Origin of the sequence: Rothia kristinae NBRC 15354 (assembly GCF_001570865.1) — a bacterium.
Taxonomy (GTDB): domain Bacteria; phylum Actinomycetota; class Actinomycetes; order Actinomycetales; family Micrococcaceae; genus Rothia; species Rothia kristinae.
Window position 1 is genome coordinate 1 of the sequence record NZ_BCSM01000005.1, and the last position, 15,442, is coordinate 15,442.

13 protein-coding genes are annotated in these 15,442 nt (G+C 72.5%); 9 read left to right on the forward strand and 4 right to left on the reverse strand.

What is annotated here, in order from left to right; all coding sequences use genetic code 11:
* Positions 1-39 precede the first annotated feature (39 nt).
* The 9 genes from KKR01S_RS04310 to KKR01S_RS04350 all read left to right on the forward strand — a co-directional run bounded on the left by KKR01S_RS04310 (position 40) and on the right by KKR01S_RS04350 (position 9,623).
* On the forward strand, positions 40-1,263 hold the full coding sequence (locus KKR01S_RS04310) for an MFS transporter (RefSeq protein ID WP_207483665.1): 1,224 nt from the start codon (positions 40-42) through the stop codon (positions 1,261-1,263).
* A gap of 137 nt (positions 1,264-1,400) precedes the next feature.
* Positions 1,401-2,783: an MFS transporter gene (locus KKR01S_RS04315; protein ID WP_061225374.1), complete on the forward strand. Its 1,383-nt coding sequence runs from the start codon at positions 1,401-1,403 to the stop codon at positions 2,781-2,783.
* A 10-nt stretch (positions 2,784-2,793) separates the two neighbouring features.
* Complete coding sequence (locus KKR01S_RS04320; protein ID WP_061225375.1) at positions 2,794-3,834, forward strand: nitronate monooxygenase; 1,041 nt, start codon at positions 2,794-2,796, stop codon at positions 3,832-3,834.
* 133 nt (positions 3,835-3,967) lie between these two features.
* The gene (locus KKR01S_RS04325) at positions 3,968-4,678 is read left to right on the forward strand and encodes a DUF8175 domain-containg protein (RefSeq protein WP_058731049.1); all 711 of its coding nucleotides are present in this window, start codon (positions 3,968-3,970) and stop codon (positions 4,676-4,678) included.
* A 169-nt stretch (positions 4,679-4,847) separates the two neighbouring features.
* On the forward strand, positions 4,848-5,489 hold the full coding sequence (locus KKR01S_RS04330; RefSeq protein ID WP_058731050.1) for an ABC transporter permease: 642 nt from the start codon (positions 4,848-4,850) through the stop codon (positions 5,487-5,489).
* Positions 5,482-6,831: an ATP-binding cassette domain-containing protein gene (locus KKR01S_RS04335; protein WP_081101549.1), complete on the forward strand. Its 1,350-nt coding sequence runs from the start codon at positions 5,482-5,484 to the stop codon at positions 6,829-6,831. The genes KKR01S_RS04330 and KKR01S_RS04335 overlap by 8 nt, the downstream gene beginning before the upstream one ends.
* On the forward strand, positions 6,828-7,586 hold the full coding sequence (locus KKR01S_RS04340; RefSeq protein WP_058731051.1) for an ABC transporter permease: 759 nt from the start codon (positions 6,828-6,830) through the stop codon (positions 7,584-7,586). Before KKR01S_RS04335 ends, KKR01S_RS04340 begins: the two co-directional genes overlap by 4 nt.
* A gap of 4 nt (positions 7,587-7,590) precedes the next feature.
* Positions 7,591-8,622 (forward strand): glycine betaine ABC transporter substrate-binding protein, encoded by a 1,032-nt coding sequence (locus tag KKR01S_RS04345; protein ID WP_081101550.1) that lies wholly within the window; start codon positions 7,591-7,593, stop codon positions 8,620-8,622.
* A 2-nt stretch (positions 8,623-8,624) separates the two neighbouring features.
* Positions 8,625-9,623, forward strand: a complete 999-nt coding sequence (locus KKR01S_RS04350; protein ID WP_058731052.1) for a glycine betaine ABC transporter substrate-binding protein — start codon at positions 8,625-8,627, stop codon at positions 9,621-9,623.
* A gap of 89 nt (positions 9,624-9,712) precedes the next feature.
* On the opposite strand, the gene KKR01S_RS04355 is transcribed toward KKR01S_RS04350, so the two are convergent.
* From KKR01S_RS04355 to KKR01S_RS04370, 4 genes are read right to left on the reverse strand one after another with little or no spacing between them, the layout of a single operon-like run.
* Entirely contained in the window at positions 9,713-10,297 is a 585-nt protein-coding gene (locus KKR01S_RS04355; protein ID WP_061225376.1) for a hypothetical protein, read from the reverse strand.
* Positions 10,297-10,737 carry an HD domain-containing protein gene (locus tag KKR01S_RS04360; RefSeq protein ID WP_174520367.1) on the reverse strand — a complete coding sequence of 147 codons (441 nt, stop codon included), beginning with the start codon at positions 10,735-10,737 and terminating at the stop codon, positions 10,297-10,299. Before KKR01S_RS04360 ends, KKR01S_RS04355 begins: the two co-directional genes overlap by 1 nt.
* Positions 10,738-10,757: 20 nt before the next feature.
* A complete protein-coding gene (locus KKR01S_RS04365; protein ID WP_058731055.1) occupies positions 10,758-11,495 on the reverse strand; it encodes a hypothetical protein in 738 nt (245 codons plus the stop codon).
* Positions 11,482-15,309, reverse strand: coding sequence for a TM0106 family RecB-like putative nuclease (locus KKR01S_RS04370; protein WP_081101551.1), 3,828 nt, complete (start codon positions 15,307-15,309; stop codon positions 11,482-11,484). The genes KKR01S_RS04365 and KKR01S_RS04370 overlap by 14 nt, the downstream gene beginning before the upstream one ends.
* Between the last annotated feature and the right edge of the window lie 133 nt (positions 15,310-15,442).

Here is a 15,442-nt window from a genome sequence, read left to right on the forward strand (position 1 = left end):
CCCCATCCGGTGCGGCGGGTCCCGCCGTAGGATGTGACGGTGCCCGCTGCGAACCCCGCCCCCGGCAGCCCCGTCGAGGGCGCCCCACGGCTGACCCGGACCCTGCTGCTCCTGATGTGCCTGGCCACGGGACTGTGCGCGGGCGGGAACTACTTCAACCAGCCCCTGCTGGACCGCATCGCCCAGACCCTCGGCGTGTCCGAGGCGGCGGCGGCCGGCTCCGTGACCGTCGCCCAGGTGGCCTACGCCGTCGGCCTGCTGCTGATCACCCCGCTGGGCGATCTGCTGGAGCGGCGTCGGCTGACCGTCGGGCTCATCCTGCTCACCGCGGCCGGGCAGCTGGCCGCGGGGTTCGCCCCCGTCTTCGGGGTGTTCCTGCTCGGGGTGGGGGCGGCCGGGCTGTTCTCCGTGGCCGCACAGGTCCTCGTGCCCTACGCGGCGCTGCTGGCCCCGCCCGGGCGGGAGGGGCGCGCCGTCGGGACCGTGATGAGCGGCCTGCTGGCAGGGATCCTGGTGGCGCGCGCGGTGGCCGGCCTGCTCGCCGAGCTGGGCGGGTGGACCCTCGTGTACCGGGTCGCCGCGCTGCTGATGGTCCTGGTGGCCCTGGGTCTGTGGCGCACGCTGCCGCCCTCGCGTCCGCAGGACCCGCCCACCTACCTCGGGCTGTTCGCCTCCATGGCCCGGCTGCTGCGCACCCATCCGCGGCTGAGCACCCGGTCCCTGGCCTCCGGGTTCTCCTTCGCCTCGATCTCCGCGGTCTTCGCGACCACCGCGCTGCTGCTGTCCGGCCCCGGCTTCGGGCTGGGCCCGGCGGCGATCGGCCTGATCAGCCTCACGGGGCTGGCCGGGACCCTGACCTCCCAGTGGGCCGGGCGCCTCACGGACCGCGGTCTCGTCCAGCGCGGCACCGGGGTGGGGGTGGCGCTGCTGGCGGCCGGGTGGGGTGCCTTCGTCCTCGGCGGGGGCAGCGTGGTGTGGTTCTGCGTCGGGATGGCCGTGGCGGACGGCGGACTGCAGCTGATCCACATCCTGTCGATGAACGCCGTCTACGCGCTGGAGCCCTCGGCCCGCGCCCGGCTGAATTCGGTGTACATGACCGTGTACTTCGTCGGCGCCGCCGTCGGCTCGGCGGCCGGGGTGTGGGCGTGGGACCGGTGGGGCTGGTCCGGGGTCTGCGGCGTCGGCTTCGCGCTGACCGCCCTGACGGGTCTGGCGGCCGCGGCCGACCTGGTGTGTGCGAGACGACAGCCGTGTAGCGTATAGCCCAGCGAATGGATCCTGGGGAGGCGGCACATGCTCGGTGTCATCGGCGGCGTGGGGCCCTGGGCGACCCAGGAGCTCTACCGGATGGTGAACAGCCTCACCGAGCAGACCAGAGCCTGCGCGGAGTTCGCCCGCTGATGCGCCGCCACCTGGGATTCCTCGGCGCCTGCCTGGGATTCACGGTGGTGCTGCTGGATACGACGGCAGTGGCCGCGATCCTGCCGGGCATCGTCGCGGACCTGGGCGACGGGAGCTCCGCCGGGATGTGGATCGCCGCGGCCTACCTGCTGGGCTTCGCGGTGCTGCTCATGCCCTGCGGCGCCCTCGCGGATCGGATCGGCCCGGGGCGGACCTATCTGCTGGGGCTGGTGATCTTCGGCATCGGCTCCGCACTGTGCGCCGCGGCCCCGGGGGCCTTCGCCCTGATCCTGGCGCGAGTGGTCCAGAGCGTCGGGGCCGCGGCCATGGTGCCCGCATCCCTGTCCCTCATCGCGGGGCTGTACGCCGAGCGGCGCCTCGCGGCGGTGCTGGGCATCTGGTCGGCGATCTCCGGGGTGGCCGCCGCGGCCGGTCCCGTGCTGGCCGGTGCGCTCGCCGCCCGCTGGGGGTGGCCCAGTGTGTTCTGGATGAACCTCCCCGTCTGCGCGACGGCCCTGGTGCTGCTCGTGGCCATCCCGCCCACCGCCGCGTTCCCCGGCGCGACCAGCCGCGATCCGAGGGCCGACCGGGACGGGGTCGGAACGGCGGCCGCCGTGCTCTCCCTCGGACTGGGAGCGGGCATCGCCGCCGCGCAGCTGCTGCCCGAGCAGCCGATCGCCCTGCCCCTCCTGCTGGCGGTCGCGGCCGCGATCCTCGTGGGGCTGGGTCTGCGCCTGGACCGCCGGCGCGGACGGCCCGTGCTGTCCCTGTTCGACCACGGCCGGTTCCGCCGCGTCACCGCGTGCGCGCTGTTCCTCAACGCCGCCTTCTACGGGCAGTTCATGATCGTGCCCTTCGTGATCCGGGACCTTCTCCCCGACGCGCAGCGGGTCATCGTCCAGGGGTACGCCCTGGAGGCGCTCGCCGCGATCGCGGGCTCCCTGGCGGCCGCCCGCGTGCTGACCTCCTGGCCCCGACCCCGCCGGGCGGCCACCGGGCTGCTGCTGCTCCTGGCCGGTCTGACGGCGGTGGGCGCCGGCTGCCGCCTCGGCCTCGCCGGACTCGTGCTGCTCGGCTGCGCGCTGTGCGGGTTCGGCAACGACGTCGCCGCCGTGCTGCTGACGGCCGACTCCGTCTCCGACGTGCCCGAGGCGGTGCGCGGGCGCGGTCAGGGGGTGTTCAACGCGGCCCGGCAGATGGGCAGCGCCGCCGGGGTCGCGGCCGTCGCTCTGGGCTCCGCCGCCCTGTCCGGGGGAGGGTGGATCGTCCTGGTGCTGGCCATACCGGCGCTGCTGGGGCTGTTCGGCGTCGCCGTCCTGCTCCGGACCGAGCACCCAGGCCGCCGCTGCGCCAGCTCCGCCCCGGAACCCTCGACGATCTAGACTCGGGGACATGCTCGACCTCGCCGGACTGCCCCACCCCATCATCCAGGCCCCCATGGCCGGCGGCCCCTCCACCCCTGAGTTGGCCGCGGCCGTGTCCGACGCCGGGGGCCTGGGATTCCTCGCGGCCGGATACCTCGCACCCGAGGCCCTGGCCGAGCGGATCCGCACCCTGCGCGGGCTCACCGAGGCGCCCTTCGGCGTGAACCTGTTCGTCCCGGAGCGGCACCGGACCGATCCCGCCCAGCTGGCGGAATACTCCCGCGTCCTGCAGCCCTGGCGCACCCGCTGGCGGGTGCAGGCCCCCGCCGAGCTGCCCGGATCCTCCGATGACCGCTGGCAGGCCAAGCTGGAGCTGCTGCTGGCGGACCCGGTGCCCGCGGTGAGCTTCACCTTCGGCCTTCCGGGCCCCGAGGTCCTCGCCCGCCTGCGCGGCGTCGGCACCTGGACCGCGCTGACCGTCACCAGCGCCGCGGAGGCCGGGCGCGCCGCGGCGCTGGAGCCCGACGCGCTGATCGTGCAGTGCCACCGCGCCGGGGGCCACCGGGGAACCCTGGCCGCCGACGCGCCGCTGGGGCAGGAGGAGCTGCCGGAGCTGCTGCGCGCCGTGCGCCGCGTGACGGACCTGCCGCTGATCGGGGCCGGCGGCATCGGCACCGCCGAGCACGTGCGCGCCGCCCTGGAGGCCGGGGCGGCGGCCACGCAGATCGGCACCCTGTTCGCCGCCGCCGCCGAGGCCGGGACCGGCCCCGTGCACCGGGATGCTCTGCTGCGCGCCGCCGCGGACGCCGCGGCGGGCCGGCCCCCGGAGACCGCGGTGACCCGCGCCTTCTCCGGGCGGCCCGCCCGGGCCCTGGCCAACCGCTTCACCCGGGAGCTGGCCGACCACGAGATCACGGGGTACCCCGAGGTGAACGATCTGACCGCCCCGCTGCGCGCGGCCGCCCGCCGCGCGGGCGATCCGGAGGCCGTGAACCTGTGGGCCGGAACCGGGGTGGGCTGGGTGCGATCGGCTCCCGCCCGGGAGATCCTGGCCCGGCTGGTCGCCTGAGGTCGGCGGCTCGCGGCTCCCGCCGGCGAGGAGCCGCGGAGCATCGGCGCCCCGCTTCACCTAGGATGGTGAGCATCATCACTCGATACCCGCCCGGCTCACGCCACGCGGGCCGATCCCGAGGGGGACCGACATGGACAAGCACCTCATGAGGACCGCGGGTCTGGCGGCGATCGGCATGCTCGCGCTGAGCGGCTGCGGCGCCGGAGGCTCCACCGACGCCGACGCCTCGGCCTCGCCCACCGAGGACAAGCCGATCTGCCAGCAGGAGGCCTCCGAGGCCACGACCATCGACTCCGTCCCGGAGGTGGAGTGGGTGGAGCACGATGGGCGCCCCTCCACGCCGAAGTCCGAGGACCTCGGACCCGCCGAGGAGAAGGACGGCATCGGCACCTGCTACCGCCACTCCCCGGAGGGCGCGCTCGTGGCCAGCGCCGACTTCATCTCCGTGATCATGAGCTTCGACGCCGACGAGGTGAACAAGCTCACGCAGGAGCACGCCACCGGCGCCGACCGGGACAAGATCACCGAGGACTTCCAGAGGCTGGAGGACACCTACGGGGGAACCGAGACGAAGCAGATCATCGAGAGCATGAAGGTGGCCGGATACAAGGTCGAGTCCTACTCGGAGGATCGGGCCGTCATCAGCGTGGCGTACAGCATGGAGGCGCAGGGCGCCCACCACGAGATCTCCTTCGCTCTGCCGCTGACCTGGCAGGACGATGACTGGTCCTTCGCCGCCGATGCGTACGGAGACTCCTCGGAGGACCTCACCGGTTACACCCCGTGGGGCCCCGCGGCGGAGCGCCTCGAGCCCAGCGCCTCCGCCTCCTCCGGGTCGTAGATCTCCGCCGATTCGGTCCCTGACCGGCGCAGATGCCTCCGGCCCGCCGTCGACGGCTGAGTGTCACACGGCGGGTCGGAGTTGTCTTTATCAGCAGGCTGATTACTCTGGAAGGTGACCCCGGGACGGCGTGCGCCGCCCCACGTACCCGTCATCACCCGAGGATCCCATGATCGACTTCGTCCGCGAACGGTGGGGGCAGATCCTGTTCGCCAGCTGGCAGCACCTGAGCCTGGTGGTCCAATGCCTCCTGCTCGCCACGGTCATCGCCGTCGCCCTGGCCGCGCTGTGCTACCGACGCCGCAGCCTGACCTCCCTGGCCAACAACGTCACCGCCGTCGGCCTGACCATCCCCTCCTTCGCCCTCATCGGCCTGCTCGTGATCCCCCTGAGCTTCGGCGTCCTGCCCGCCGTCGTGGTCATCACCTTCTACGCCGTCTTGCCCATCCTGCGCAACGCAGTGGTCGGGCTGGCGGGGGTGGACCGGGCCACCGTGGAGGCCGCCCGCGGCATCGGGATGGGCCGGACCGCCGCCTTCCTGCGTGTGGAGCTGCCTCTGGCCTGGCCCGTGATCCTCGCCGGGATGCGGGTCTCCGCGCAGATGACCATGGGCATCGCCGCCGTCGCCGCCTACGTCCTCGGACCCGGGCTCGGCACCTACATCTTCTCCGGCCTGTCCCGGCTGGGCGGTGCCAACTCCCTGGAGTCCGTCGTCACCGGCGTCATCGCCGTGATGATCCTCGCCCTGATCCTCGATCTCATCCTCGTCCTCATCGGCCGCCTGACCACCTCAAGGGGTATCCGTGTCTGAGCACACCACCACCGCCACGCCCGACGCCGCCCGGAAGGACACCGGGTCCCAGACCCGGCAGAAGGGCGCGCAGATCCTCATCGAGAACGTGACCAAGCGCTACGGCTCCGGCAAGGCCGCCGTGGACCACCTGACCCTGGAGATCCCCGCCGGGCAGACCGTCATGTTCGTCGGACCCTCCGGGTGCGGGAAGACCACCACCCTGAAGATGATCAACCGGCTCATCGAACCCACCGAGGGGCGTCTGGTCATCGACGGGCAGGACGTCACCCGCATGAACGGGGACAGGCTGCGCCGCCAGATCGGCTACGTCATCCAGGCCGGCGGGCTCCTGCCGCACATGACCGTGGCCAAGAACATCGGCCTGGTACCCAAGATGCTCGGGTGGGACAAGCGGCGCATCGCCGAGCGGGTGGACGAGCTGCTGGACCTGGTCTCCCTGGACCCGGACACCTACCGGGACCGCTACCCCCGGGAGCTGTCCGGCGGGCAGCAGCAGCGCGTGGGCGTCGCCCGCGCCCTGGCCGCCGACCCGCCCGTGCTGCTCATGGACGAGCCCTTCGGCGCCGTGGACCCCATCACCCGTCAGCGTCTGCAGGACGAGCTGATCAACATCCAGAACGAGCTGCAGAAGACCATCGTGTGCGTGACCCACGACTTCGATGAGGCGGTCAAGCTCGGGGACTGGATCGCCGTGTTCGACGAAGGCGCGCAGATCGTCCAGTACGACACCCCCGAGCGGATCCTCGCCGAACCCGCCAGCGAGTTCGTGGAGAACTTCATCGGCTCCGGCGCCGGGCTGAAGCAGCTGGGCCTGGCCCGCGTGGAGGACGTGGACCTGCTCGAGGCGATCACCGGACGCGCCGGGGACAGCGCGGTGCAGCTGCTGGACCTGGTGGAGAAGGGCCGGCAGAACCACGCCGTCGTGCTCGACGAACGCGAGCGGCCCCTGGCCTGGCTCTCCCGCGAGCAGCTGCGGCGCCTCTCCTCCCTGCCCGTCGAGCGGGACGAGAACCTGCCGCTGGTCTCCCTGCGCTCCACCCTCAACGACGCTCTGGACACCATGCTCGTCGCCTCCACCGGCGCGGCCCTGGTGGAGGGCCCGCGCGGCCGCTTCCGCGGGGTGATCACCGTGGAGACCGTCATGAACTCCATCCGGGAGCTGCGCCGCTTCGACCCGGCCGAGCGCGCCCCGGTGGGCAACAACACCGGGGAGATCTCCCGGCTGCCGGGACAGGAGACCGATGAGGGTCCTGCCGCGGCGGACGCGGATGCCGCGGCCTCGGATCCCGCCCCGTCCGGCGGCGGGGAGCCGTGGAACGCGGGAGGTGAGGCGCGGTGAGCCGCGACACCGAGACCGTTCAGAGCACGGACCGGCGCTCCTGGAAGGGGCTCATCGCGCAGCCGCTGGTCATCGCCGCCTTCCTCATCGGCATCGTCATCTGGCTGCTCAACGCGGACCTGTCCAAGACCGAGCAGGTCACCCTGGCCCCCGCGAACCTGTGGGATCTGACCTGGCAGCACCTGGAGCTCACGGTGGTCTCCGCCGTCGTGGTGCTCGTGATCGCGATCCCCCTGGGGATCCTGCTGACCCGCCGGCCCTTCCGGAAGCTGAACACCCCCGTCCTGGCGGTGGCGAACATGGGCCAGGCCGCCCCGCCCGTGGGCATCGTCGTGCTGCTGGCCTTCTGGCTGGGCTTCGGCTTCAAGGCCACGGTGCTCGCGCTGATCTTCTACGCGCTGCTGCCGGTGCTGCGCAACACCATGGTGGGCCTGGACGCCGTGGACCCGCGGGTCATCGAGGCCGCCCGGGGCATGGGCATGTCCAATGCGGCGGTGCTGCTCAAGGTGGAGCTGCCCCTGGCGGTTCCGGTCATGCTCGCCGGGATCCGCACCGCGCTGGTGCTGCTGGTCGGCACCGCCACCCTCGGCACGTTCATCGACGGCGGCGGACTCGGCCTGCTCATCACCACCGGGGTGAACCTGGCCCTGAACCGCGTGCTGATCACCGGGTCCCTCCTGGTGGCGCTGCTCGCGCTGACCGTGGACTGGGTGGCGCGCGTTTTCGAAGAAGTCGCCCGACCGAAGGGGCTGTGACCGCATGAGCTCCGCCTCAGCATCGAAGCCGCGGCACCGCGGCACCGTCCGCCGAGCCCGGAAGGCGGCATGGCTGCCCGCCGGCGCGGCGCTGCTCCTGGGGCTGTCCGGGTGCGGCCTGGCGCCGTCCACCTCCGCAGTGCCGGAGGTGCGTCCCGCGACCATCGCGGCGATCGACGGCGCCGGGGACCGCGAGGTCACCGTGACGTCCAAGAACTTCACCGAGCAGATCATCCTCGGCAAGATGGCGGTGCTCACCGCGAAGGCCGCCGGGTTCGACGTCACGGACATGACCAACGTGCCGGGTTCCGTGCCGTCGAGGAACATGCTGGTCGATGGCGATGCCCAGATCGGCTGGGAGTACACGGGCACCGCGTGGCTGACGTACATGGGCCACGAGCAGGCCCTGCCCGACGCCGAGCAGCAGTGGCAGGCGGTGAAGGACGAGGACGCTGCCAACGGGCTGGACTGGGGGCGCCCCTCCGCGGTGAACAACACGTACGCCTTCGCGGTCAATCAGGAGACCGCCCGGAAGTATGGGCTGAAGACGATGGACGACATCCGCACCAAGGTCCCGGTGCAGGATCGCCAGTTCTGCGTGGAATCCGAGTTCAACTCCCGCCAGGACGGGATGAACCCGTTCCTGCAGGCCTACGGCATCCCCCGAGGCAGCGCCGACGGCGTCCCGGAGGCCAACGTATCCGTGATGGACACCGGGTCCATCTACGCCGCGACCGGCTCCGGGGACTGCACCTTCGGCGAGGTCTTCACCACCGATGGCCGCATCCCCGCCCTGGACCTGGTGGTCCTTCAGGACACGAGGAGGTTCTTCCCGCAGTACAACGCCTCACCGGTGTTTAACGCGCAGCTGGTCCGGGATTATCCGCAGCTTCCGGAGAGGTTCCAGGAGGTCGCCGAGCGTCTCAGCGATGACACGATGCGCTCGCTGAACTACCAGGTCGACGTCGAGGGGAAGGACCCGGGGGATGTGGCCGAGCAGTGGATGGTCGATCAGGATCTGATCAAGGAGGGCTGAGTATGAGGGGAACGAGGAAGAGCCGGTGGAGCGTGATCGCGGCGATGGGCGCCGTCGGGATGCTCGCGCTGAGCGGGTGCGGGCTGCAGCCGTCCACCGCGGCACCCCCGAACATCGGCCCCGGTTCCCTGCAGCCCGTGGAGGGGGCCGAGGGGCAGCGGATCGTGATCACCTCGAAGAACTACACCGAGCAGCTGATCCTGTCCAAGATCGCGGTGATGACGGCGGAGGCCGCCGGGTTCGACACCGTGGACATGGCCAATGTGCCCGGCTCCCAGCAGGTCCGCCGCCTGATGCTCTCCGGGGAGACGGATATGTTCTACGAGTACACCGGCTCCGCGTGGCTGACGTACATGGGCCACGAGCAGGGCATCAAGGATCAGCGTGAGCAGTGGCAGGCCGTGAAGGACGAGGATGCGAAGAACGGGCTCACCTGGGGCCCGCCGGCGCCCATGAACAACACCTACGCCTTCGCCGTGAACCGGGAGTTCGCGCAGAAGTACGGGATCACCAAGCTCTCCGACATCAAGGAGAAGGTCCCGGTGAACGAGCGCAACTTCTGCGTGGAGACCGAGTTCAACTCCCGGCAGGACGGGTTGGACCCGATGCTGCAGACCTACGGCATCCCGCGCGGGGCCCCCGACGGCGTGCCGGAGAACGAGGTGTCCATCATGGACACCGGATCCATCTACGCCGCGACCGGGTCCGGGGACTGCTCCTTTGGGGAGGTCTTCACCACCGACGGGCGCATTCCGGCCCTGGACCTGGTGGTCCTGGAGGACGACAAGCACTTCTTCCCCAACTACAACGTCGCCCCGGTGATCAACACCGAGTTCCTCGAGAAGTACCCGGAGCTCATGGACCGCTTCGATCAGGTGGATGAGAAGATCACCAACGAGATGCTCATGGACCTGAACCGGCAGGTGGATGTGGACGGGAAGGATCCCGGTGAGGTCGCGAAGCAGTGGATGATCTCCGAGGGGTTCATCTCCGAGGGGTGAGCCGCCGCGCGGAGTCGGACCGGCAGCCGGGTCCGGAGCCGGATGCGACGGCCCCGGCAGTGGCTTCGGGCCCGCCGACGGCGGAGGCGTCAGGCCGCGGTGCGCTCCAGCAGGGCAGCCGCAGCATCCGCGGCGCGCACCTGCTCCGCCCAGCCGGTGCGGATCAGGGCCCGGCTCACCGCCTGCGGGCTGATCCCCAGCGCCCGTGCCGCCTCGGCGTGCTGACCTCGCACCCCCGGGACCATGAGGTCCACGACCCGCCACTGCGCGGCGCTGCGCTCGCGGATGAGGCGGGCCGCCAGCTCCAGCAGGGCCGCGGCCGCCTCGTCGAGCACGGGATCCGCTCCCTGCACCCGGATCCCCGGTCCCTCGTCGAAGGCCCGGCGGGCACGGCCCAGCCCGACGCCGTCGGCCTGCTCGCCGTCCAGGATCACCGGTCCGGCGCCCACGGCGATGCGATCCGCACCGGCCCGCACCGCATCCAGGACGGCCCACGCGGCGGCGATGGGGGAGTCCAGGACGGCGCGCAGCTCGGTGCGGGGATCCTGCCCGTGGGGCGCGACGGTGCGATTGATGAGCGAGGGCTGAGGGCCGGCGGGGGTCTCGCGGGCGCGTCGGCGCAGGAGCCGGGCCACGGGCTCCGGGTCCGGGGCGCAGCACAGCAGAACGAACATCAGCGGCCTTCCTCCAGCAGGGCCCGCGCGTGCCGGTACTTCTGTGCCAGGCGCTCGCGGGTGGGCTCATCCAGGCGAGCGGTGCGTGCCGGATCGGTGTTGTCCTCCAGGTCCGCCTGCTTGACCGCCAGGGCGAGACGGTCGGCGCGCACCCGCGCGTAGTACTCCTCCGGGGCCTCCGCCTCCCTGCGGGTCATCGCGTCCACGCCGGTCACCACCTCCGCGGGAAAGTCCCGCTCCAGGTCCTCCAGGGACACCGGGGTGTCTTCGACGACGTCGTGCAGCCACGCCACGGCCCGCGCCGACTCGAGGTCCTGCGGTGCGGCATAGCCTCGCACCCGCTGCGCCACCCTCCGCGGGTGCTCGATGTACGCCGCACCCGCCTTGTCTACCTGACCCGCATGGGCGCGGCGAGCCACCCGCTGCGCGCGCTCGATCATCTCCGACACCGTCTCCTCCTCTACTCCCAGAACAGGGTCTCCACGTCCACGCCGCGCACCATGAGCTCCTCCTGCAGCGCCTCCCGGCAGATCAGGGGCAGGGCCAGGGACCCCAGGACGTCGTCCGGACCGGCGTAGGCGGTCAGCGCGTCGAAGCCGCGACGGAACCGGGCCAGGGAACCGCACAGGGCGACGATGCCGCGCAGGTCCTGTGCGGCGCCGAACACCCAGAAGGCATCGCGATCGGTGAGCTGGAACAGGCCCACCGGGCGGCCTTCACCGGGGATGCTGCGCGTGCGCACCCAGCCCCCGGGAGCCCCCGGACCCATCGGCGGGCAGATCGGGTCGTAGGTCCAGGAGGTGGTCTCCCGCAGCCAGGCGGGGTACTCCGGGAACCACACCGTGGCGGTCTCCTCCCGGGGCCACTCCGTCTGCTGGAACACCGCGGCGTCCATCGCCGCCCAGAACTCCTCCGCCCCGCCGGTGATCCCCACCGAGTTGATGTGCTCCGGGTCCGGATCCGGGGCGAACAGCGCCCCCTCCTCCCCGGACAGGTACGCCTGATCCCAGAAGGTGGTGCGCGGGGCGCGATCCGCGGCCAGCAGGTTGGCCTCGATCTGCTGCAGCAGATGAGCATCCCCCAGGGCCACCGTCTGGTCATCGAAGTGCAGGAGGAACGGGGTCCGCGCCCGGAAGCTGGGACGGATCACCGGAGGGCGAGCGGCGTCCTCGGCCGCCGCGGCGTCATCCCGGCTCATCCGCCTCACCTCCGTCTCCCGTCCAATCCGCGTCCCGACCGTCCATCGTAGATCCGGTGGGCTCCCGCCAGGGCAGGGCCCGACGGCGCAGCCCCGTGAACCCGCCGAGCACCGCCAGACCCTCCGGGGAGGCGGGCCAGTAGTCCGTGAGTGCCGGAGAGCTGATCAGCACCGCCGCCCACTGGCCCCGGGATACGGCCACGTTCAACCGGTTCGGAGAGAGCAGGAAGTCCATGCCGCGGGGCACCTCGGCGGCGGAGCTTGCGGCCATGGACACGATCGCCACCGCGGCTTCCTGCCCCTGGAACTTATCCACGGTGCCCACTCGGACGCCGTCATCCTCTCCGGTGAGACCCGCGGCCCCCAGAGCATGGCGGATGGCTTCCACCTGGGCGTTGTACGCGGCGACCACCAGGAGGTCCGAGGCCTCCAGCGGGCGGGGCGCTCGCCCCGTCCCGGGGGTCCAGGGTCGGCCCACCAGGGTGCGCGCCACCTGCACGACGGCGTCGGCCTCCTCGGGACTGGCCGTGGCCCGGCCCGTGTGCTCCACCTCCAGTCGGTGCACCCCCGGGGCCAGCCCGGCCAGCCGGCGGTGACCGGCCGCTTCCGCTGCGTGCAGCCGGCCCCGGTAGCTCAGCCGGGACACCGGGGCGCACAGGCTCGGGTGCATCCGCCAGGTCGCGTCCAGGAAGTACCCGAGCTGCGGGGGCAGGGTCTGCTCGCCGGCGGAGAGCCAGCCCAGGGCGGACTCGTCCACCGAATACGGGTGGGTGCCCTGGGTGACCTGCGGCAGCTGCTGGGGATCCCCGAGCAGCAGGAGGTTCCGTGCGGCCCGGGAGACCGCGAGCATGTTGGCCAGGGAGTACTGACCGGCCTCGTCGATGACCAGCAGATCCAGCTGGCCGGGGGAGAACCGCTCCGCATTGGCGAAGTCCCAGGCGGTGCCCCCGTACACCCGCCCGGGCACCGGGACCTCATCGTCCTCCCCGGCCAGGAAGTCCGGGATCTCCTGGGGGCCGATCCGCCGCCACGGCACCGTCGGCTCCGCGACCTGCTCGGCGCCGCGGGGACGACGGGGCTTGGCTTTGGCCATGGCCTCCCGCGGCACCCGGCCGTGCTGCGCGCACCCGCGCAGCAGGTTCTCGATCACCGCGTGGGACTGCGCCACCACGCCGATCCGCCACCCCCGCTGCACCAGCCGCCCGATCACGTGCGTCCCGACGAAGGACTTTCCGGTGCCCGGCGGACCCTGCACCGCCACGTAGGAGCGGTCCAGGTCCAGGACCGCGGCGAGGATCGCCTCGACCATCGGCAGGCCCGGCGCGGACCAGTCCGGGGCGGGCAGCGCCCCGCCGGAGCGCAGCCGCGGGGACCGGCGGGAGAGGATGTCCAGGCCGGCGTCGGCCGGCAGGTGCGGCAGGGTGGCGTCGACCTCCTCCGCCAGCGCCGCCAGGGCGTCCTCCTGCGCCTGGGTGCGGATCGGGGCGGGCGGGGTCAGGGCCATCGGCAGCTGGGCGAAGGCCTCGGAGTCGGCGGGTCGGGTCTCGGTGACCCGCACCCGGTAGGTCCCCTCCTGCGGCCCCGGCTCGATCTCCTCCAGCGTCGCGCGGGCCTGGGAGGCCCGCTCGGGCACCGGCGCAGCACCACCACCCTGGCCCCTCCGCTCCTGGGCCTGCAGCACCTGATCCCGCAGGTACCCGGGCAGCGGGGAGTCGTACATCGCGAACAGCCCGGACTCCCCGCCGCGCAGACTCGAGCCGTCCGGGATGCGAGCGGTGCCCTCCAGGACGCGGCGTTCGGTGCGCCCGCGCGGCGGGGTGTGCCAGTCCTCGGCCACCGTCACGCGGTCGAAGAGCACGACGTCGCGGGTGGATTCCCACTCCTGGACGGCGGAGGCCAACCGGTCGAAGTGCGACCACCAGAACTGCTTGCGCTCGCGCCGGTGGTACCCGGTGGCCGAGGCGACCATCCCGGCGGCCGTCACGGTGCGGGCCAGCTCCGCCTCGTCCAGGCCGGTGGAGGCCGTGGTGGCGTGCTGGGCGAAGTGGGTCAGGGAGGCCTCCACCGCGGAGACCTCGGCGTCCTCATCCTCGGGCGCCTCCGGGTGCGGCGCGGCCGGATCCGGTGCGCAGGCCTCCGCGGCGGCGTCGCGCCCGGCCAGGTCCAGCAGCCAGTTCCGCAGCCGCAGCGTGGACAGGCAGTCGTACTCGTTGTAGTCGGCGATGGAGGCGAGGATCCGGCGGGCCTGCTCCGGTTCGTCCGCGTCCCGGTGCGCGGCGTAGTCCGCGTAGGCCACCACGGAGGCGCCGGCGTCGGTCACGTCTCCGGCCCGCAGATGCTCGCCCATGTACAGGGGCTCGAGCTTCTTGATCGAGTACGACGGCGCGGAGATCCGCAGCCCGCGGCGCACCGGCTCGTACAGGTCCACCAGGACCTCCTGGCGCAGCAGGTCATCCACGGCTTCCTCGCCGACGCCGTGGCGCATCGCCAGGGACCGCAGCGCGCGTTTCTCGTAGTCGGCGTAGTGGTAGATCCGCATCTGCGGGTATCGCCGTCTCCGCTCGGCGATGTACTCGAGGAAGTCCAGCAGCGCCCGGCGCTCCTCGCGGCGGGAGTGAGCCCAGAACGGCACGAACCGCGGCTCGTGGTCCGGGTCCGCCAGCAGCGCCGGATCCTCCGGGGCCTCGACGACGCCGAACAGGTACTCGATGCCCCAGGAGCCGTCCTCCGGGTCCTGCCACAGCGGGTCCCCCTCGAAGTCGAAGAAGACGTCCCCGGGGGCGGCTCGCGGTATCCGCCGCAGCGGCGCCGCATCCGTGACCGCGTAGGTGAGCCGATGCTCCTCCCCGGCGGAGTCCCGGTAGGTGACCTCCCCGTCCGGTGAGCCCTCGCCCAGCTGCATCTGCGCCTGGGCGCGGGCGGCGCGCAGGGACCCCGAGAGGTGAGCGTCGTCCTCGGGCAGGTGGGCCAGATCCGCCACGGTGCGCACCCCGTGGCGTTCGCGCAGCAGGGTCCGCCGCGCCAGCGTCATCCCGGCCACCTGCAGCACGTCCTGGTTCTCCTGGATCTGCTCCAGGCAGTGGGGGCAGACGCCGCAGCGAGGCAGGGTCTCCTCCCACCAGTCCGCCGGCGCCGCGCCGGGGCGCCGACGCTTCGCGGTGAGTGCTTCGAACCGCTCCCGTCGCTCCCGATACACCTCCAGGAACCGCTCGACCTCGAAGCTCGCCTCCCGCCGGTCTCCCAGGATGAGGGTGACCTGCGGGCTCACGGTGATCCCGGCGGCGTCGAGCTGGTCCGCGTAGGCCGCCAGCTGCAGCAGCGCGGTGACCTTGGCGTGGCGAGCGAGCTTGGTGTCGTACACGGCGTAGGCGCCGTCCGGCCGGCGGATCAGGAAGTCCGCGCGGCCGTGGAAGCGGCCGTCGTAGAAGGAGGCCTGGAAGACGACGTCGGCCCCGTTGCGCAGGGCCGCCAGGGTCTCCTCGTGCTTGGCGGTGAGGGCCTCGTGGGTCATCGATCTCGCCGGCTCCACCTCGTACACCCCGCGCCCGGGCGCGCCCGCGTCCGGTGGCTGGTAGGGGCCGTACCGCTCCCGCAGCTCGGCCAGCACCTCGGCCTCGTGGCGGTCCCCGAGCCGCGCGGTGCGCTCGAGCATCGGGTCCTCGGGCACCGGCAGCCGCGGCACCCGCCCGAGCTTCTCGTCCAGGATCCGCACCGTCGCCCACGGGCATTCCGCGGCGCGCACCAGATCGGTGGCGGAGCAGACGAGGACGCGGCCGTCGGCCTCGATGCCGCCGGGGACGTCGGCGAAGAACATCTGCGGCCTCCTGGGGGTGTCTCGGGCGGTGGGTGCCGCCGTCTGGCTCCACCCTACGAGGGCCGACTGACAGATCGAACGGCCGACGGGAAGCCCGACGGCTGCAAGAAAGTATCGGAAATCGGGGCGGCAG

Coding starts and splice junctions, on each gene's coding strand:
- KKR01S_RS04365 (WP_058731055.1), bottom strand. CDS start 11,495: ATGAGCCGGGATGACGCCGCGGCGGCCGAGGACGCCGCTCGCCCTCCG.
- KKR01S_RS04370 (WP_081101551.1), bottom strand. CDS start 15,309: ATGTTCTTCGCCGACGTCCCCGGCGGCATCGAGGCCGACGGCCGCGTC.
- KKR01S_RS04355 (WP_061225376.1), bottom strand. CDS start 10,297: ATGTTCGTTCTGCTGTGCTGCGCCCCGGACCCGGAGCCCGTGGCCCGG.
- KKR01S_RS04320 (WP_061225375.1), top strand. CDS start 2,794: ATGCTCGACCTCGCCGGACTGCCCCACCCCATCATCCAGGCCCCCATG.
- KKR01S_RS04315 (WP_061225374.1), top strand. CDS start 1,401: ATGCGCCGCCACCTGGGATTCCTCGGCGCCTGCCTGGGATTCACGGTG.
- KKR01S_RS04350 (WP_058731052.1), top strand. CDS start 8,625: ATGAGGGGAACGAGGAAGAGCCGGTGGAGCGTGATCGCGGCGATGGGC.
- KKR01S_RS04345 (WP_081101550.1), top strand. CDS start 7,591: ATGAGCTCCGCCTCAGCATCGAAGCCGCGGCACCGCGGCACCGTCCGC.
- KKR01S_RS04330 (WP_058731050.1), top strand. CDS start 4,848: ATGATCGACTTCGTCCGCGAACGGTGGGGGCAGATCCTGTTCGCCAGC.
- KKR01S_RS04325 (WP_058731049.1), top strand. CDS start 3,968: ATGGACAAGCACCTCATGAGGACCGCGGGTCTGGCGGCGATCGGCATG.
- KKR01S_RS04360 (WP_174520367.1), bottom strand. CDS start 10,737: ATGATCGAGCGCGCGCAGCGGGTGGCTCGCCGCGCCCATGCGGGTCAG.